Here is an 18,253-nt window from a genome sequence, read left to right as displayed (position 1 = left end):
CCGAATACCATCTTGAGCAAACGAGTGGCCCAGCGTGTAACGCTGATATTCTCCCCTGAAACATTCGGGCTGGACCTTGAGCCTCGTAAAGGACCCCAAACTCGCACCTTCAGGGAAGGTAAAGATGGAATGGGCAAGGGAGCATATGCCTGTACTCGCCAAAATCACAAAGAGACTGATCGATCAGAAGACCTTCAAAGGCTACAAGATTGGAACCTGCCTCCACCTTGAGGCAAAAACCGCTGTCCTAGCAGAATCCATCCACCGAGCGGGCGCAGAGGTCGCAATAACCGGAAGCAACCCCCTCTCTACCCAAGATGATGTTGCTGCTGCGCTAGCCGAAACAGGGGTCCATGTGTACGCTTGGCATGGAGTAACCGACAAAGAACACAGACAGAATCTGAGTCGGGTCCTTGACTTGCAGCCTGACATTCTGATCGACGACGGTGCCGAGCTCTCGATTCTAGCCCACTCGAAACGAGGAAGGCTCTTGCAGAGCATCATCGGCGCCTGCGAAGAAACCACCACAGGCGTGACGCGACTCAAGGCCATGGAGCAACAAGGAAAACTAAGATTTCCCGTGATCGCCGTCAATGATGCCCTTACCAAGTATCTGTTTGACAGTCGGTATGGCACAGGCCAATCGGGTCTCGAGGGCATAATGCGGGCAACTAACTTGCTCCTCGCCGGTCGGGACGTCGTGGTAGCGGGCTACGGATGGGTGGGCAGAGGGGTGGCTGAACGTGCCCGTGGAATGGGATCGAGGGTCATCGTCACAGAAGTAAACCCTGTCCGGGCTTTGGAGGCGCTATTGGAGGGGTTCGATGTGATGCCAATGTCTGAAGCGGCCGAGAGGGGGGACCTCTTCATCACCGCGACTGGAGATACGGACGTGATAACCGTGTCGCATATGCTCAAGATGAAAGACAAAGCGATCCTCTGCAATGTCGGCCACTACGATGTCGAGGTAAGTGTGCGAGGCCTTGAGAGGCTTGCTATCAGACAAAAGAGAGTACGGCCCCAAGTCGTTGAGTACACTCTACCAAACAAGAAAAGGCTCTACTTGCTTTCCGAAGGGCGACTAGTTAACCTCGCAGCCGCCGACGGACACCCGGCCGAGGTGATGGACATGAGCTTTGCCGATCAAGCCTTGTCCGCTGAGTATCTCTCCAAGAACAAGGGCAAACTGCCGCCAAAGGTCATCAAAGTTCCAGAAGAACTCGATTTCGAGGTCGCTCGGCAGAGACTCGAAGCCTTCGGGCGAAAAATCGACACTCTATCCCGATTGCAGCAGAAGTATCTCCACTCTTGGCAGGCTTGAGTGGGTATTCGCACAGGCATTCGCACAACTCTGCACAGCAGCGTCCCATACTGCACGGTCGCGTTTTGAACTGCTCTAAGTCAAACCTCCCCCTCAAACAGTCAAGTTCTTTCCTTAGAACCGATAAGCGTCCAATGACAAGAGTTCGGACCTCTACCTCATTAAGCACGGAATTTCGCAGACTAATCGTCCAAAGCTAATTAGTTCTGAGAGGGGACCTTCGGGCTCCCGGTGTATCGAGCTGCGTTTCTGGCCACTCAATCCCAAGGTCTTCCATCGAGTCCGGGACACTAGTCGAAACAAACCCCGACTGCCCCCGTGGATGATCACGCTCGTCGCCATATTCTCCCTGTGGGAGGTAGTAGGTCTCCTCGGCATAGTCTCTAGTAACCAGCTCCCGCCTCTCCATGACGTTCTACTCACACTAGTCCAACTCGGTGGAACCCCATTTTTCCTGGCCCGGGTTGGCCAGAGTTTCGTCAACGTAGCTGCAGGGGTTTCTCTTGCGCTAGTTGTCGTTATGCCTCTCGCACTACTCGTGGGTCTAAGGAACCAGCTCGACGAAGCGATCACGCCGATCATCATGCTGGTAGGCGCGCTGCCAGACCTGGCAATACTCACTCTCCTGGTTACTGTAATCGGACGAGGCAATGTAGCAGCAGTAGCCATCTCAGCCTTCAGTGCCTTCTTCCCGATTTACTTTACGATCCGCCAGGGAGTCAAGGAGATTCCAACAGACTACTTCCACGTTGCATCAGTCTTCAAAGCGGGAAGGCTCGACACCTTCTCGAAGATCATTCTTCCCTCGATCTTTCCAAACTTCCTAACTGGACTAAGACTCTCTTTCGAGTTCAGCTGGAACGTACTTCTCGCAGTGGAAATCATCGCGAGCGTTGCCGGGGTTGGAAGTTTCATTTCCAACAGTATTCAGGGCTCCTCGCACTCAATGACTTACGGTCTCGCCGCAATAATGACCGTTGGCCTCCTAACTATCCTGATGGATCGCGCGTTTTTCGAGCGGCTAGAACAGCGAATCAAGAGATGGCGGTAATAGAACCAATTGCACGTCGAATTCTCTAATGTGACAAAGGTGTACTCGGAGCCTCCGCAGACCGTGACAGCCTTGAACAACATTTCTTTCCAGATTAACGAGGGAGAATTCGTCTGCATCGTAGGTCCGAGCGGTTGCGGAAAATCTACCCTTCTAAGAATGATTGCCGGGCTAGACAAGCCATCCTCAGGCGAGATCCGTTTCCGCGGAGACGTGCTGGCTGCTCCTCATCCCAAGATCAGCATGGTCTTTCAGACCTTCGCGCTACTTCCTTGGCGAACTGTTCTGGAGAATGTCGCGTTTGGTCTTGAGATACAGAATACCCCGAAACGCGAGAGGGAAAACAAGGCAAGAGAACTTCTCGGAATGGTCGGCCTCAAAGACAGCGAAAATCTCTATCCGAAACAGCTCTCCGGCGGGATGAAACAACGAGTCGGCATCGCTAGAGCTCTCGCCATAGACCCCGAAGTTGTTCTAATGGACGAGGCCTTCAGTGCGATAGACGAGTTCACTGCAGAAGCGCTTAGGGAAGAAGTCGCAGAGATCCACGCTGAGACTCGGAAGACCTTCCTCCTCGTTACTCACAACCTCCCAGAGGCGATTGAGCTCGCGGATCGAATACTGGTTCTCTCCGCTCGACCCGCGAGAGTGAAAAGCGTAGTGCCCGTCGAGTTGGTTCGTCCAAGAAGTCCTACCGCATCGGACTTTGTGAGCATCCACAAGGACATCTTTTCGTTGCTGCAGACGGAGCTTGAGGCCAGCATAATGCGACATCGGCTGGGCGAAATCAGAGAGTTCCAGAAACTCCAAGATATGGAGGGTCGCTAGGTACGCAATTCAAACTCGTAGTCTTCGGGCTCGCCATGCTGATAGTCGGTCTGGTCACCTACGCGTCGATCCCGGCTGTCCACACTACTCCCGTGGTCCGCGTACAGAACGTTTGGGTTCAAAGTGGGTTTCCTATACAGGCAGGGAGCCTTGTCGAACAGCCCAAGAATATCACCATTCTTTCTGGCATGAACAATGAACTGCGGGCCAATCTCACAGTTTCGGAGCCAAGCGGAGTAGCCTCCGCCGTTCACTTCGAACTCTTGGGCATGAACAAGTCTCAATCATGCTCTCCATCGTCACGACCTCCCACTGTCCTCATCGACCAGCTCGTGTCTAGCCAGTCATTCAATATTCCATTAAATGTGACCGGGACTTACTGTTTCGTATTCGACAACCAGAGTTCTCATGCAGCGAAGGCCATTGACATCTCGGTCCGAGTCTCTGGAAGTACTCAGCAGGTAATAATTGCGAGAGATGGTAGCGCGAACACGGCGGGTTTAGGGCTAGGAGCTCTCGGTCTCGCTGTCGCTCTTTACGGGTACTCTCGGAAGAGCATTATTCCCTGGGAGTGATCCTCCTGTGGTGGCGATATTCCCGGGTTGAATTGTGCTTGGGACTTGTGAAGAGTACGGGGGAGAAGGCGCACTCTTCTCAGCGTCGTGTCGCCTTCGATGAAGTGTTACTGCCAGTATTACGACTCCAAGGATTGTCGCCGCGGTGATTGCCGTGGCGAACGAGGGCTCGATTATTACTCGGTAGCTCGCGGTAATGGCAATATCCTTGACGACTGAAAAGGCTCGTGGGTTCGCGGTGCTTCCATCGTCCCATGCTGCAAAGCTGTTTGTTAGTCCCAGCTGAATACTTGTGGAGCCGACCGACAGTGGGATTTGTGGTTGAACAAAGATGATGTGAGGTCCATAACGCACCACTACTCGGACCTGGTTTGCCTTGTCCGAAGTCTGGTTGATTCCGTCGACGGTGACCATAACGCCTTGGGATGGAGTGTTTATTTGAAGCAGAAGTGGAGGAGCGTTTGTTCGATCTACTAGCACAGAATATGACGTCGCCGTTGTCGTAGTCACTATTACTTTCACGAAATTCGTCTGATCCGAGAACGTGTTATTGCTGGTGCACGGAGAATTGCATGGTCCAAAGGGGGCATCGCTAAGATCTCCACCTGGATGAGCGTCTATCACGCGAACGCTGCCATGGCCTGCAGCGATACTCTCGTTTACCTTGTAGATGAGAATACCTGCTCCGGGATAATCTGAGGGGAACGGAAGATATTGATCATACGTGCCAAGCTTGGCACGCATTTCTACAAGGTAGTAGGTCAAGGAGCCATCTTGGTTTGCGGCTATGGGAATCTTGACCGATTGATTGCCAGTAGTCGAGGATTCTAGATTCTGCAAAGTGACGTTGGCGCTCTGACCCGGTTGAACAACCACCACTCTTGAACTGGGAACGAATCCTAGCTGAATTTTCGACCAGATAGAGTGGTGGGATGGGTAGGTGCCGGGTTTAGGTTGGAGCGGGTTGCCAGTATTGGGGTTCCACTCTCCCAGGGCCATTATTTCCCAGTACCCGAGAAAGTTGTTCGAAGGGTCGATTTGGCCGGTCAGGTCGTAAAGGTCAGGAAGTCCTAGGAGGTGGCCCGACTCGTGGCAATAAACCCCTGTCGGGTCGGATTCGGCCACCACAGATGTCGAAATCTTGTACGACACCAAGGGAGCAGGGTTGAAAACATAACCTGGAATGGTGAAAGAATGAATGTCAGAGGTTACGTGGCTCATCGCTTCGTCATTGCCTGAGTGAACTACGATTGCAAACTTGTAGCTTGCGAGATCGATTCCCGCGTTGTAGGCAGCTTGTAGCGAGTCAGAGACTAGTTGGTTGTCACTCGATACCGTGTCTGCTCCATAGTACGTCATTGAGTTAGGCAAAGCATACCAAGGAGCGGTGGCAGACGGCGTCATACCCGTTTGAAATGAAACAGTTCCGTAGGAATCCTCGTTGTAATAATTGTTCAGGTTTGAAATCATCGTCAGCGTCTGTGTAGGTGAAGTGCTGTTTCCTTTGTCAGGAAATTGGACCTCTATGACGATGGTCCGCTGAGGACCATTCACCGCTGCGAGGGGTAAATTATTTGGAAGTGGGCTTCCGTTGTTCACGTCATGGTGAGGAACGTTCGCGGCTCCTGATGAGAAGGATAGAATTATCAGTGCGAGAATCAAGCTCGTGATAGAGCGGAATACCATCTGGAATCCTTCGAGAAGCTAATACTCAACCGGGCTCGTTTCTAGCGCCAAAAACAGACTGTAACCAATTGACTACCGTTCGAGTTTCAGAAGGATTGAAGAAACTACAGGTACATGGCGTGAGACGGAAGAATCCTTTCTTGCATCAATATCTGTCTTTGATCTATTCGCGTTGTCAAAACATGTTCTACGTAGTCTTAAATACCGTGTTGGCTGAGAAAAAGTCCTTCACATATCGGATGTATCCGAAGGTCTTCTGATGAGTCACAGCAAAGTTGGAATCGTTGGTTACGGGGTTTACATTCCCCGAGAACGCATTGAGACCGCGAAGATAGTAAGGGAGCGAGAGAAGAAACGCGGCAAGGAACTTGAGAAAGTTCTAGAGAAGGTTAGACATGGACTTCTTCTGCGCGAAAAGGCTGTGGCAGGACACACCGAAGACACCATGACCATCGCCACTGAGGCAGCTGAGAATGCTATTCGAATGGCCGGAATTTCTCCCGGAGAAATCGGCGCGGTCACTGCAGGTTCGGAGTCTAAGCCGTATGCAGTCGGAACGATTGCACGGCACGTTGCGTCTTTCGTTGGCGTCGGAGAGAACGTATTCATTGCCGACCTTGAAGGCGCCTGCAATTCTGGAATGCAAGGGGTCGGTTTCATCGACGCTGAGATTCGCAGCGGACGAATAAAATACGGTCTTTCGATTGGCGCCGACGTTGCTCAAGCTGAGCGGGGGGACCCTCTAGAATACTCGGCCGGAGCAGGTGCCGGAGCTTTTGTGTTGGGGAAGAGCGATGTGATCGCGAGTATCGAGGACATTGCACCCTATTCCAGCCTATTCATGGACTTTTGGAGACGTGAGGAGTCAGCTGTTCCCAAGCACTTCGGCAGGACGACTGTTGAAGCCTACAAATCACATATCATCGGTGCGATTGCTAACCTCTTCCGCAAGCATCCCGATCTCTCTTTAGCGGACTTTGACTGGATAACGTTTCACCAACCCTCGGGTTATCTTCCGATGAAAACATGCAATGCGCTCACGCAGGACATAAGCCCCTACGTTGCCGATTCATCCATCGCTAAACGGATGAGGCTCACCGAGCAAGACATTGAGAAGAAGATCAAGCCCTGGCTCAGGGTGTTGGATACAGGAAATACGTACGCGGCGTCTACGATGATATCACTCGCGTCACTCTTTGACAAGGCAAACCCGGGCGACCAGGTCCTCGCTGTCTCCTACGGCTCGGGGGCCTATTCAAACGCAACTTGGTTTGAGGTACAGGATGGAATAGAGGAAAAGAGAGGACGAACCCCCACCGTGATGGACTATGTCGAACGGAAGTCCGAGATCAGGATAGACACGTACCACGATTTGATCCGCGAACGACTTTCAAGAATTAAGCGACGACTGGAGATTCCGCGAATTGTCGGCGAGATTGAACCAGTCAACGGAAGCTACTTCTCCCTCTCCCTCTGCAAAGGCTGCAACAGAATCTACTATCCCGCCAGAGACACTTGTCTCGCGTCCGATTGTCCCGGACCAATGGAGAAGAAGCGCTTTCCAAGATATGCGAAACTGAAAAACGTTGCAAAACTTCCGTTCAAGAAGAGATGGACCTCGAACTTCGAACTACTAGAAAGCAACAAAGTGCTCTTCGTGGACGCGGACATCTCCAATTTGAAACCCGGAGTTCGACTTGAGGGGGTCATCAGAAGACTCGACTACGAGGGCAAGGACGGACTCATCCTCTATGGAATCGCATATCGACCAGTATTCAGAGAGCCCATAGCAGTAATCTCGAAACCGAAGCCGATCGCAGTCGCTCCTACCCAGTACGCTTAGACCCATAGTACCATTCGCCAGACTAGCCCTAACATAGACTTTCAGGGGGGGTCATCATCAGCCCAGCTTGACCGGGCAGAGTCGACCTTCCTGATGTTACCGGTCGCTTTTGCGTGAAGTTACGCGAGACTTTAGTCGATTTCGGGCCGAAGGCCGATCGGCAAAGGCTCCACTTGTATGTCCACTGTTGAGATAGAGAACTATCGATGGAAGTGCGAGAACTTTCTCAAAGGATATTGTCCGGGTAAGGACTGCGATATTTGCGCGAAAATAACCAATCGGTTGCTCCTCAAGGGCCTGGTCAAGATCACCCACGCGGACGAAGTCTTGAAACCCGTCCAGACCACACCACCAAACAGTCAGCCCTGATCATCTCTCGCAAGACTCCGGACTCCAAAAAATACTTCAGGTCGGCAGGATATACTTCTCAATAAACAGATACACGTCGCCTTAGTTCGCGACTTTCATTCCGAGGTAGGTTTATACCGTCAACTCCGCAATATAGCGTATGCGCGCTAAAACCCGTCCACTCGTTCGTCCACATGTTCCTCGCGACATCTGGGAGGTCTCTTGATTGGTTGACATCCACTATTTCATCTTCATCATGAACGTGGACTCTGCAATCGCGTCAGCCATAGCAGGCGTCGTTGTTTTCGCCCTGACCTACGTCGGGCTCAAATTGATCTACCGGATGTGGCGAAGGAATCTGAAATGTCCACACTGCGGAGAGGCGTATCATGATCATCGAGTCTCTCCACCAGTGGAGAAGGCTCTACCGAACGCCTTGTGGACCTAGTTCGGTTTCTGCCTGCTTCATGTGCTAAACAGTCAGTTCATCCAGGCCGCGTGGGTATTCAGTTATGAACTCCATTCCATCCTTGCTAACCGCTATAGTATCCGAGTGACGAAACCCAGCAAACCCGGGAACATAGAGTCCTGGTTCGCACGAAAAGACCATTCCGGTCTTCATGATCGTCTTCTCTCCTGGGTCGAGCCACGGTGGCTCATGACCATCTATCCCAATGCCGTGACCGGCATGGTGACGGAGCGCGTCGGCCAGACCAACCGCTTCAACAGCCTTCCGCGCAGCTTCATCAACCCGGAAACACGGCGCACCAGGTTTGAATTCTCCTAACGCGGCGTCCTGAGCTCTTAGCATGGTCTCGAAGTGTTTCTTCTCTGTAGGGCCAGCTGCTCCAACGATAACGGTCCGCTCGAGTTCGCTTGTGTAGCCTCCTATTTCGACTCCGGCCTCTGTTACCAATACGTCCCCCTTTCGGATCCTTCTTTGAGAGAAGACGGAGTGCGGTATGGCTGACCCGGGTCCGACCTGTCCCCGACAACCAACAACTACGGGTGAAAGGCCCCATTTCAGCTGGCGATATTTTGCTCCAAGCTTCTTCATCATTCTCGTCAGCGCCTCATAGCTCGCTTTCACCCCGACTAGCGCATCATGTTCGCCAGGTCCGATGTTCTCGATCAGAATATCGTGAGCCTTCTCCGCCCATCGAGCACTCTCCTTCAGAAGATGTATTTCCTGTTTGGATTTCACCCTTCTCAGATTGTCGACCATATCTCTGCTGTCGACCATTTTGGCGCGTTTGAGCAGGTCCCGCAAGGAAGGTCCTCTGTAGCCCCAGCCTCCAGCGGCTCCGTCAAATGAGTCGGTTGCAATTTTCGCTCCTGCTAGTCCTTTCTCCCTCAGTACCTTGACAAAGTGTCGAATCGGGTGGGTATTGCCTGGGTAGTCGGGATAGCTGAAAAACTCCTGTATGAGACGGGAATCGGATCTTACATGGTCCTCTTCTAGATGAGGTCCCATCACGAAGATTGTTCCGTCTTGTGGGATGACAAGGGCTAGAGGTCGCTCCGTGGAAATGTGGCTGAATCCGGTCGCGTAGAGAATTCTGGTGGGATTCGTAAGATAGAGCGCGGCAGACTTCGATCTCCTCAATTGATCCCGGATTTTCTCGACTCTGGATCTATGTTCTGCCTGACTGATGACCAAGTCGCCGGAAACCATGCGATTGAAGTGGGATCATCAGCGGTTAAGATTTGGGTCCGCGTCCAGCCATTCTGTTGACGCGAGAACTCTACTATGTCTAATATTAAGGGTAGTCCGCGCGCACGAAAAAGGGGTGGTGGGAGTATTTACTCCCAGATCAATCGATGGCTATCTGCTTGGCCTTAGACCCCGTTTTCTTCCTAGTCAGCAGCAACTCCAGCACACCGTTCTTGTATGACGCCTTTGACGTGTCGGGGTCAACCTCGACAGGAAGTTCTAGTTCCTTGTAGTAGCGTCGTTTGTCCGTGTCCACCTTGAGCGTCAGCTTCCGTCCGTCGCATTCAAGCGAGATGTCAGGTTTCTCGACACCTGGAAGCTCGGCTACGACCTTCACCGCATCGGGACTGACTATTGTATCAACTAGAGGCTCTCGATCTTCTTTTACGTCGAGCTGAGGCTTAACCGTGCCACTCTGTCCTCCTTTCAGAGAGGGTTTGACATTACCGAATTCTCTGATGACCGGTTTTCCATCGGGACCCATGCTGAACGAATAGCCGTAGACAAACGGACCCATTTCCCTCACGGTTCCACCGTCCGGAAGCTTTCGCTCTCTGATGAGATCCTTTGGAAGTTCCAAGTCCTTAAACATCGACTCAAAGTCCTGCTCGAGCTCGTCGAATAAGTTCGCCGTCGGGAACCGCCATCGACGCCTTAGCCAATTGGAAAAGAATTCATCTTCACTCAACCATTTTTCACCTCCCTATTTCTTGACTCATCAAGGGTCTTCCGTGTCCTCTCGAGAAACGAGATGAATTCCGCGAAGACTGTCTTCCCGAATTGACTCAATTCGTACGCTCCTTCCGTATTCTCGTCGAGGATGCCTGCATCGGAAAGAGCAGAGATATTGTGGTAGACAAGCTTCGGATTTATCCTGGTTCGATAATCCCTCTTCGCACCCGACCTCTCAAGAAGCGGTGCGAGCATCCTCATTCTGGTTTCGTTTCCCAAGAGCTCTATGAGTCGAAGGGTTTCCCGAAATGTCTCTTCAAACGTGTCACCGAACCACCCAAGCACTTCCATAGTGGCTTTGCCCGTCTGGAGAGCAACGCGCACCGATTCCTCTAGCTCAGACTGAGCCAATTCCCTTGGCAGGAGAATCAACGCGGTGGTATTCTGAGATCTATTGATTGTTTCGAGAGATTTTGCCAGTGGCTCGTCTAGTCCCGCGGTCTGGCAAAACACCGCTGTCAGAGTTCCGTTCTTGATTCCACATACGTCCACAGTTATAGATCTCGAAGGGTCGTTGGGGGTCAGTTCTGCATCCAGGAATGTTTCCATATCCTGAGAAATCAAATGCCATGCGGCATGAAACCGCTCGAATTGCTTGAGTTCGTTCTCTCCTGTCGGGTTTTGGTGTCTGCGAGCGAAAGTCTTGTAGTCGAGGATGTCTTGAGGAGACACTTGTTGGGTTTCCGCTGAGGGGACCAGCTGTAGTATCATTTGAAGGACCCTTATTCGTTACTCAAAGTAACATAATTCTGCTTTAAATGTTACCCCTGGTAACATTGAGGTCCTCGGTAGCTAGTAAACTGATACCCTGGCAACTCCGGGAATCTTCAAGATTAGTGGAATGGCCTTTCCGGGGATTACTTTGTTCCCGATCAGGATGAGCTTGGGATTGGGGTTCAGTTCAGGGTCGTCGACTAATGCCTGTCTAATGCTAATTCCATTCTCTGCCAAGACCCTCGACACGTCTGCGAGAATCCCGACCTTGTTCGGATTGTCGGCTGTTATCTCGACAACCCCTAATCCCATTTGCTTGGCCATAGCTCGGAGCGATGGTCCAGCCGACTCCAAATTCGAAAAGATCATCTTGATTTCTTTGTCCATGCTCATCGCGCGGATCGTCTCGCTGACAGTACGACGATCAACTCCGACTGCTCTGGCCACTTTGAGAATCGGGATCTCAACTTCATTGACGTAAATCTTGCCCCCGTCGATCGATAGTCCGTTGAGCAGCAGGAACTTCGCGACTTGCAATCGTTCGGGGTGAGTCTCAAAAGAATTTGGATTCGCCTCCACATTGAGGGTCGAGAGGCCACTGTCCCGAAGAACCTTAAAGAGTTGCAACCAGAAAGCGTCGGCCACTTTGGCAACAACGCAAAATGCAAGGGCTTTAGCCGCAACAGTTGACGGGTCTTGAACCCGTTACAATCAGGGCCAAGGAAAGAGTTTGACGAGGCCGAGTTCCAGAGTAAGATTGTGCGCCTCATAGCAGTAGAACGGAAGCCGGAGGAAGCCCTCGACGCCCTTTGCTTTCGTTACCGTGTTGAGAGGCCCGCGTTGAGGATCGGTCTACCCAAAGGCGAGAAAAGAGCGCTGGGATGCTATGTGCACAGGGAGCGGACTATCTACATGTCGAGTGAAGAATACATGTTTGATCCATATGTTTTGATCCATGAGTTTTACCATCACTTGAGACATGTCGGCGGGAAACATAGAGGAACTGAACGACACGCTCGTGACTTTGCTCTTGGCTTTCTCGAGAATGCTCGAGCAGCGGCGATGGGAGGAGCTGCGGGTTCGAGCTAGGCTTTGAACCAGCTAAAAACCAGATATCTGATCTCGTCCTGCTTCATGTCTGGAATCGCAATTATGAACTGTTTTCTCACGGTTGTTGCCAGTCTACCGGCTCGCACTACCTCAAAGGGTCCCATGATCGACTCCGGGTCTTCGACCGAGACGATGAATGGGGCGTGATCTATTCCAGGTCCGTGCTCATACACGGCGAAGTCAGCGCCGAACTTTATTCCAGGTGTGACGATGTAACCCTTGTTTCTCAAATCCTTGTACACTTGGTACGCCTGACTGAATCCACGGTAAGTTCCCTTAGCCTCTCTCAATAGAACCGATTTTGGGACGGGATCTTTGGTTCTTCCATCAATCACTGAGATCCTACGATGTTCCAGAAGGTACAATCCTTCCATGAGATCGAGCAGTAGTGGGACGTCGAAGTCTTGGTCTGGTTTGGGTTTTGGTATCCCGACTGGCTTCCCGAAGAAACCTGACCGGTAAATGTCAAGGCCGGTCTTGGCGTCCCAAACTATGAGGCGAGTTCCGATGAGTTCAGCTTCACCTTGAAGCGTCGTGGACTTCATGATTTTTCTAGGCTGTCAGGGCAATTACCCTGATCAAGTCTACAACGTCCACTCCTAGATCGGCCATGCTCTCCATGTGAGCACTCAGATCCCTGACAAGTAACAGGGTACGCAGAGGAATCTTATCGTCGAGTACCTCAAGGTCGAGAGATCGGTAGGCCATGTCTACTTTCTTCTCTGAGTCTTCGACACCTCTTGAGAGCTCCATTGCTTTTGCCGGGTTGAAGCCTAGGGACATCACGGTCTCTCTTATCTTGGACATTTCTTCGAGAACGAGGGCGTTCAATTCCGCGAGGCGCTTGGTGTATTTCTTGTCGAGTTTCCAGCTTCGGTCGATGACCGCTGAAAGTCGGAAACCGATGCCTTGAGCATAGTCCGCTATTTCGCCTATCTTGAAAATTAGCCTGATGAAGTCCTCTCGATTGCTGAGTAGTGTCCCGAACGAGGCGACCTCCTCAAGGAGCTTCTTCTTGGTGCCTTCGAAGGTTTCCAGAATCTTCAGCATGTTCTGATAGTGCTCCTTTGCGTCCTTTGCTTTTCCATCAGAGACGTTGTCGGTCATTAGCGCTAGTTCGCGGGTTATGTCTACGACGTTTCTTGTCTGTTCTCTGCAGATGTCAAGTATTCGTCGTCGTATGTTTGCTTCGGTTTCGACTGGAAAGGTCATCAAAGAGCACTGTCTCGCAAGGTGATGCTGTCGTTACCATAAAAAACTAGCAGCGGTTTGAACCAGGTCAGTTCGGGGCTTTGAAACCTTCTATCATTATCTCACGAATTGTTGAGGCCAGTGTTCCGACAGGGGTTCTCATTTGGCTCCAGCTATCACGATCTCGGATCGTAACAGTATCATCTTTGAGCGTATCATAGTCGACGGTGATTCCGAGGGGTACGCCTGCCTCGTCGGCCCTAGCGTACCTCCTTCCAATAGAGCCTGCTTCATCGTACTCCACTCTCAATCCGTTCGCGACGAGAGCCTCATACACTTCCGTAGCTCGCTTTTCCAAGCCGTCTTTGTTTACCAAGGGGAAGACCGACGCCTGGATGGGAGCGAGGTTGAATGGGAGGCCTAGAATGAGCCTATCTTCCTTCATCGCTAGGTTGTATTCGAGGGTCGTGTAGAGGAGGCGTTCCACTCCGAAGCTCGGCTCGATTACGTAGGGCAGAAAACGGGTCCCGGTTTCCTTTACCTGCTCCTCGACGACGTCGAAGCAGTTTGATGGAATGGTATATGGCCCGACTGTTACGGGCAACCCAGCCTTCTTGCTTTTTAGAAATTTCTCGGGATCGTCTTTCGAAATCAGATCAGCGACTCTTCCAGTCTCTTGGTGGAAGATTTTTGCGATGTTCTGACGATTCGGTTTTATCAACTTGACTTCGCGAAGGCGAGGTGTCTGATAGGGTTTGAACACTCGCAAGTCCTCTCCAGTTGCTTCCATATGTTTTCGGAGGTCGTAGTCCGTTCTGTTTGCAAACCCGGCTACCTCAGTCCATCCCCATCGGTCAAGTTTGACTTCGTGGTCGAAGGTTTGGGAGGAATAGTGTGCTCGCTCAGAGGGCAGTTTTTCGAAAAATCTTTGATGGTGACCGTCGACGCCGAGCCGATTAAGGAATTGTTTCGAGAGAGCCATAAAATAGGCTGCCCATGGTGCTTTGATTATCTGTCTCTGGACCGCGTCGCCTACCTTGATCACGGTCGCGTTTTCTGCGCCTTCTTTTCGAGTGTCAGCGGTAACTATTGACAACTCCTCGGACGCCATCTCTTCTAGGTACGGACAATCGGGTTCTTCAGGGTTGAAGAAGAGCTCGAAGTCCATTATTGTAAACTCTCGTAATCGAATGGGGCCCTGTCGGGGTGATATCTCGTTACGGAGAACCGTTCCCACTTGGGCGATCCCGATGGGGAATTTTTCTCTCATAGTTTCGAAGATTCTGCGGAAGTTTACGAATATTCCCTGAGCCGCTTCCGGGCGGCCGTAGGCCGGGTCCTCGCCGTAAGGGCCTATAGTGGTCTTGAACATGGTCATGAAATATTGTGGTGGTCCAAGTTCCCCGCCGCATTCAGGACACTTGACATGTTTCTCTTTGAGGAGTGATCCTAAGGTCTCGAGGCTCATGCCTTCCGTTTCGAGCCCGGTGGCCTCCTTTACTAGCTGGTCTGCTCGAAACCTTCTCTTGCAATCGGTACACTCGGTCATCGGATCTTTGAAGTTCTCGACGTGGCCTGAGGCTTCGAGAACCTTGTGCGGCGTGATTATTGGGGTTGAAACCTCGACAAACCCATGGCGTCTGAGGAAGAAATCTCTCCAGGTATCCTCGATCTGTCTCTTCAAGACCACTCCCAGAGGCCCAAGGTCGAGAAACCCGCTGAGCCCACCGTAGATCTCGAAGGAGCCCCAGAAGAATCCTCTTCGGCGGGCCGTTTCTGAAATGAGCTTGTGCTTATCCCTGATTTGTTGTTGCAAGATACTTCTGGCCTGGGCACTTCACGCGGATTGTGGACTCGTTATATCCGTTTATGCAAGGACCTGCAGGTGGCTCTATCGAGCTTTCACGTGTTTGACTATCGGGGCTCTGACCTTTCGTAGGATTCTGTATCCGCAGAACGGGCACTTGATCTCTGGCGTCATTGCGAGTTGGTCAGCAGTAAGCTTTGACCCACAATTGATGCATTCGTAGATGAGCCCGCCGGGGTTTCGCTCTCGTGGCGGAGCCTCTGATGGTAAGGATTCGCCCAGTGGCTCTTCAGGTCCCGACTCCATGAGATTAAACCGAAGATCTACATGTTGACTCTAACTTCAAGTTAAGGATTTAGTCGGAGACGCTGGAGTCGGTTTTGAGGGTTTTCCTCCGGCCGGTTTGTCTTTTGGTGTGGGTTCAGCTTCGACCTGCGGCTTTCTTCGGTAGAGATAGAACAGAAGTATTACAATGGCGGCTACCAGTCCAATGATGGCTGGAATTATTACTTGGAGGCTATTCTGCAAGACTGATACCTGAAGGGTCCCCGTAACTATGGGGGCGCCGTATTCTGGCGAGAAGAATGTGAGGGTATGGACTCCGAGTCCTTGTGGGGCGTTGAAGCTGAATGATACGTCTTTTTTCGCACCATGCTGGATGTAGATGCCCGATTGGCTTTGAACGACGTTTTGATCAATGTTCAGGCTGACTGTGATGTTCATGTTCACGATGGATGAATTGCTCGACAGGTGGAGGATTATTGTAACGGATTGTCCCTGAGTTACTGTGGGAATACTGTCAACGCTTGCCTGGAGAATTGTTGATTCCGGTGTCGACTTGTCCTGACCTGTAATCACTATCCCGTTCGGGTCCCGTCCTAGTACATAGAAGATTAGGTTTTTCGCGCCCAGTTCTCCGCCGGAAGTCATTGCTGTTGTGAAGGTTCCGCTCGAATCAGTTAGAGGGAACGGTGTGGAGGCTAGAAGTCTTCCAGGAAGCGGTGGGTTGACGAGAATGTAGGCGTAGGTTGGAGACTCAAGACTGTTCGTGCATGCGAGTAGCGGGGCGCATGGGCTAGCCACGGTCTGAGCGTGGGGTTTGCTTGTGACGGTGATCTTGAAGAGGCCAGAATTTTGGCGTACGCTTGTGACCGGCAGGTCGCCGAGGCTACCGGGTGGAATGTTTGCGCTAACACTGTTACCAGTAGTGAGGCTTGTTATCACGATCGTTATTCCGCCCAGTGTCATGTTGGCGGTCAATTTGTAGACATATTTTGAGTTGATGAGATATGGTTGGTCGCCTAGTGTTTTCAAAGAAACTGTAACGCTTGCGCCGTGGGTCTGCTGGCTACTCCATTCGTGGTCGATTGTGATGTTAGCGTCAACTCCAACAGTTGGTGGAGGATTGACCAGTGTGAAGGTCGCAATCAGTGGTTGGCCTATTGTGAAGGCTCCGTTAAGTAGAGTGACGTTCGAGATGTACATTCCCTTCATTGTTCCGCCAGTGATCGTTGGAGTGGATAGAGGAGCCGCGTTGGAGCCCGAATCGATGGCGAAGACGTTGCCGACAACGTTACTTGCCGGTATCGTCGTCTGGGTAGTTGAGTTCGTGAGCGTTCCCTTGACTGAGAGAAGTCTGTTATCACCTGAGTAAGAAAACGAGCTCGGCTTGACTTGGGTCTGTTCGACCCTAAACGTGTGAAACACGACGCCGAAGTCGAAATTGCTTGTGAAAGTGCTGGTGACGTTCCAGGAGCCTGCTATTGGAGGCTGTGGAAGAGCAGATGTGAAGTTGAAGAGAAAGAGTCCTCGGTGGGAGACGGAAAAGGTCTGAGTCAGATTGACGGTTGCGGGTGTGGGGGAAAGAATCGAGATAATGTTGGAACCGGTGCCGTTGACCCCCTGTGTATCATTGACCCTCACCTGGAGCAGGTCTCCAGGTTCCCAGAAGTTTGTAGGAAGCCCTCCGAGGGTTGTCTGGATGAATCCTTCGCCACTATTCCCCGTTGCAAGGATTATGGCTGATCCTCTAAACCAGGGATACGTAGTCGTTGAACTAGGGGTGGTTGTGTCGTTGAGGGCGATAAATTGCGTATTCTTGAGAGATGCGAGCTGTGAGCTTGAGCAGGAGGATGCAGTGCACGAACCTTTAGCGATAGGATAGGCAAGTGACAATGGAATGGTATTATTGAGACTAATGCCTGTCAACGTGTACGGTTTCGGGAAATAGTAGGTGGTAACTGTCTGACCCCAAAGATGCTTGGAGCTTATAGCTGTGGCATTGTAGGTTACAGTTACATTCGCGTTGTGGGACACTTGGGTGGCCGATGTGAGAGTCATTGTATGAAGTGTTGCTTCGCTGGGAGTATTTGCTACCGAGGCGACTTCGATGTTAGCGACACGGACATTCAAACCCCTACCAGTGGCATTTGTGTTGCTGAAAAGAAACGCTAGGGTCACTTTGAACCCGATGAGGCTCGTTAAATCGTAGCATTCGTCCGTGGGGGCGCAGGAAACAGGAACACCTCCCGTTGAGCTGTTGGGAGGTCCTCCAGTGAAATTGAACGAGTATGGTGGACCTGACCTTGTAACGTTGCCGTTGGGTAACAGCACGGGTGGCGTGTTGGAGGCATTGTATACCAAATAGCGAGCCCTCGCTCCCTGGCCGAGAGTGCCGTTCCAGTCGAACTTCAGGAAAGTCGCTGGCCCAGTCCCCTTGGGGACCGTGAGAGTATAATTGATGCTTTGAGCGGTGACGGTAGCACTTGGGATTGAGTATTTGAACGCAGTCGCAGGAACAGGCTGCCCCGTCTGGGTGTTGTTTATGGTGGTGCTGAAAAACGTAAGATTCGGGGGAGGGGCCGTTGCGTTCTTGCTTGTGTATAGGTCAAACTGAGAATAGGTGACGTTGAAAGCGGGGCACGGACAAGGTGGGTTGTATGGGTCGAACGACGGGGCCAAGGCCGGATGTCCGAACATGCCAGAATTGGTGGAACCATAACGAGCGGACTGAGGAAGAACGATGGATAGCGAGAGCAGAACTAGAAGTACACCTAGAGAACTACGGATCAAGTCGCTTCACGGATTAGTTTCGGCGAACCCTGCCGGATTCTATTTAACCTTTGTAAAGTGTACACTTCACGTTTGGCTGGGAATGCATCATCCAGAAACAATCAGTAGATGCACGAGGCTTTAGATCAAGCAGAAGAAACCGAAGCGAGTCATGAGTTGCTCATGGAATCTTGCATCGGCTTCTCGCATTAGTTGCTCCGGGCAATTCAATGCTAAGCTTTGTAGCATCATACCAGAACCAGCTCATGGCTAAGAGGCATG

Annotated in this window: 18 protein-coding genes; 8 read left to right on the top strand and 10 right to left on the bottom strand. The window is 51.6% G+C overall.

Going from position 1 to position 18,253, the window contains the following annotated elements; genetic code table 11:
• The first annotated feature begins 76 nt into the window (after nt 1-76).
• The 4 genes from VGS11_01945 (at nt 77) to VGS11_01930 (ending at nt 3,775) form a co-directional block, all read left to right on the top strand.
• Nucleotides 77-1,321: an adenosylhomocysteinase gene (locus VGS11_01945; GenBank protein HEV2118860.1), complete on the top strand. Its 1,245-nt coding sequence runs from the start codon at nt 77-79 to the stop codon at nt 1,319-1,321.
• A gap of 322 nt (nt 1,322-1,643) precedes the next feature.
• Nucleotides 1,644-2,372 carry an ABC transporter permease subunit gene (locus VGS11_01940; protein ID HEV2118859.1) on the top strand — a complete coding sequence of 243 codons (729 nt, stop codon included), beginning with the start codon at nt 1,644-1,646 and terminating at the stop codon, nt 2,370-2,372.
• Nucleotides 2,373-2,381: 9 nt separating this feature from the next.
• Nucleotides 2,382-3,200 (top strand): ABC transporter ATP-binding protein, encoded by an 819-nt coding sequence (locus VGS11_01935; GenBank protein ID HEV2118858.1) that lies wholly within the window; start codon nt 2,382-2,384, stop codon nt 3,198-3,200.
• 35 nt (nt 3,201-3,235) lie between these two features.
• Nucleotides 3,236-3,775: a hypothetical protein gene (locus VGS11_01930; protein HEV2118857.1), complete on the top strand. Its 540-nt coding sequence runs from the start codon at nt 3,236-3,238 to the stop codon at nt 3,773-3,775.
• Here VGS11_01930 and VGS11_01925 read toward each other — a convergent pair.
• Nucleotides 3,707-5,461, bottom strand: a complete 1,755-nt coding sequence (locus VGS11_01925) for an immune inhibitor A domain-containing protein (GenBank protein HEV2118856.1) — start codon at nt 5,459-5,461, stop codon at nt 3,707-3,709. The genes VGS11_01930 and VGS11_01925 overlap by 69 nt on opposite strands.
• Before the next feature lie 259 nt (nt 5,462-5,720).
• Between VGS11_01925 and VGS11_01920 the strand changes: the two genes are divergently transcribed.
• From VGS11_01920 to VGS11_01910, 3 genes are all read left to right on the top strand, one after another.
• Nucleotides 5,721-7,304, top strand: a complete 1,584-nt coding sequence (locus VGS11_01920) for a hydroxymethylglutaryl-CoA synthase (protein ID HEV2118855.1) — start codon at nt 5,721-5,723, stop codon at nt 7,302-7,304.
• Between the two features lie 177 nt (nt 7,305-7,481).
• On the top strand, nt 7,482-7,673 hold the full coding sequence (locus tag VGS11_01915) for a hypothetical protein (protein HEV2118854.1): 192 nt from the start codon (nt 7,482-7,484) through the stop codon (nt 7,671-7,673).
• Nucleotides 7,674-7,878: 205 nt separating this feature from the next.
• Nucleotides 7,879-8,100: a hypothetical protein gene (locus VGS11_01910; protein HEV2118853.1), complete on the top strand. Its 222-nt coding sequence runs from the start codon at nt 7,879-7,881 to the stop codon at nt 8,098-8,100.
• Between the two features lie 24 nt (nt 8,101-8,124).
• Here VGS11_01910 and VGS11_01905 read toward each other — a convergent pair whose 3' ends face one another.
• The 4 genes from VGS11_01905 to VGS11_01890 all read right to left on the bottom strand — a co-directional run bounded on the left by VGS11_01905 (nt 8,125) and on the right by VGS11_01890 (nt 11,349).
• Entirely contained in the window at nt 8,125-9,312 is a 1,188-nt protein-coding gene (locus VGS11_01905; GenBank protein ID HEV2118852.1) for a Xaa-Pro peptidase family protein, read from the bottom strand.
• Nucleotides 9,313-9,466: 154 nt separating this feature from the next.
• Complete coding sequence (gene hsp20 / locus VGS11_01900; GenBank protein ID HEV2118851.1) at nt 9,467-10,054, bottom strand: archaeal heat shock protein Hsp20; 588 nt, start codon at nt 10,052-10,054, stop codon at nt 9,467-9,469.
• Nucleotides 10,051-10,770: a hypothetical protein gene (locus tag VGS11_01895; protein ID HEV2118850.1), complete on the bottom strand. Its 720-nt coding sequence runs from the start codon at nt 10,768-10,770 to the stop codon at nt 10,051-10,053. The genes hsp20 and VGS11_01895 overlap by 4 nt, the downstream gene beginning before the upstream one ends.
• 120 nt (nt 10,771-10,890) lie before the next feature.
• Complete coding sequence (locus VGS11_01890; protein HEV2118849.1) at nt 10,891-11,349, bottom strand: ACT domain-containing protein; 459 nt, start codon at nt 11,347-11,349, stop codon at nt 10,891-10,893.
• 159 nt (nt 11,350-11,508) lie between these two features.
• Between VGS11_01890 and VGS11_01885 the strand changes: the two genes are divergently transcribed.
• The gene (locus VGS11_01885; GenBank protein ID HEV2118848.1) at nt 11,509-11,901 is read left to right on the top strand and encodes a hypothetical protein; all 393 of its coding nucleotides are present in this window, start codon (nt 11,509-11,511) and stop codon (nt 11,899-11,901) included.
• Here VGS11_01885 and endA read toward each other — a convergent pair.
• From endA to VGS11_01860, 5 genes are all read right to left on the bottom strand, one after another.
• Nucleotides 11,898-12,467, bottom strand: a complete 570-nt coding sequence (gene endA, locus VGS11_01880) for a tRNA-intron lyase (GenBank protein ID HEV2118847.1) — start codon at nt 12,465-12,467, stop codon at nt 11,898-11,900. The genes VGS11_01885 and endA overlap by 4 nt on opposite strands.
• Before the next feature lie 7 nt (nt 12,468-12,474).
• Nucleotides 12,475-13,134 (bottom strand): hypothetical protein, encoded by a 660-nt coding sequence (locus VGS11_01875; GenBank protein ID HEV2118846.1) that lies wholly within the window; start codon nt 13,132-13,134, stop codon nt 12,475-12,477.
• A 67-nt stretch (nt 13,135-13,201) separates the two neighbouring features.
• Nucleotides 13,202-14,929 carry a glycine--tRNA ligase gene (gene glyS, locus VGS11_01870; GenBank protein ID HEV2118845.1) on the bottom strand — a complete coding sequence of 576 codons (1,728 nt, stop codon included), beginning with the start codon at nt 14,927-14,929 and terminating at the stop codon, nt 13,202-13,204.
• A gap of 75 nt (nt 14,930-15,004) precedes the next feature.
• Nucleotides 15,005-15,226 (bottom strand): DNA-directed RNA polymerase subunit P, encoded by a 222-nt coding sequence (locus VGS11_01865; GenBank protein ID HEV2118844.1) that lies wholly within the window; start codon nt 15,224-15,226, stop codon nt 15,005-15,007.
• Nucleotides 15,227-15,262: 36 nt separating this feature from the next.
• Nucleotides 15,263-17,992, bottom strand: a complete 2,730-nt coding sequence (locus VGS11_01860) for a hypothetical protein (protein ID HEV2118843.1) — start codon at nt 17,990-17,992, stop codon at nt 15,263-15,265.
• Nucleotides 17,993-18,253: the final 261 nt, after the last annotated feature.

It is taken from the genome of Candidatus Bathyarchaeia archaeon (assembly GCA_035935655.1).
In the GTDB taxonomy this organism is placed as follows: Archaea; Thermoproteota; Bathyarchaeia; order 40CM-2-53-6; family 40CM-2-53-6; genus 40CM-2-53-6.
The sequence above is the reverse complement of the archived record's forward strand: the minus strand, read 5'-3'. Positions and strand labels throughout refer to the sequence as shown.

What these genes read in the sequence shown, in the direction of transcription:
- endA (HEV2118847.1), bottom strand. Translation starts at nt 12,467, where the DNA reads ATGAAGTCCACGACGCTTCAAGGTGAAGCTGAACTCATCGGAACTCGC.
- VGS11_01925 (HEV2118856.1), bottom strand. Translation starts at nt 5,461, where the DNA reads ATGGTATTCCGCTCTATCACGAGCTTGATTCTCGCACTGATAATTCTA.
- VGS11_01915 (HEV2118854.1), top strand. Translation starts at nt 7,482, where the DNA reads ATGTCCACTGTTGAGATAGAGAACTATCGATGGAAGTGCGAGAACTTT.
- VGS11_01930 (HEV2118857.1), top strand. Translation starts at nt 3,236, where the DNA reads ATGCTGATAGTCGGTCTGGTCACCTACGCGTCGATCCCGGCTGTCCAC.
- VGS11_01875 (HEV2118846.1), bottom strand. Translation starts at nt 13,134, where the DNA reads ATGACCTTTCCAGTCGAAACCGAAGCAAACATACGACGACGAATACTT.
- VGS11_01940 (HEV2118859.1), top strand. Translation starts at nt 1,644, where the DNA reads ATGATCACGCTCGTCGCCATATTCTCCCTGTGGGAGGTAGTAGGTCTC.
- VGS11_01865 (HEV2118844.1), bottom strand. Translation starts at nt 15,226, where the DNA reads ATGGAGTCGGGACCTGAAGAGCCACTGGGCGAATCCTTACCATCAGAG.
- VGS11_01920 (HEV2118855.1), top strand. Translation starts at nt 5,721, where the DNA reads ATGAGTCACAGCAAAGTTGGAATCGTTGGTTACGGGGTTTACATTCCC.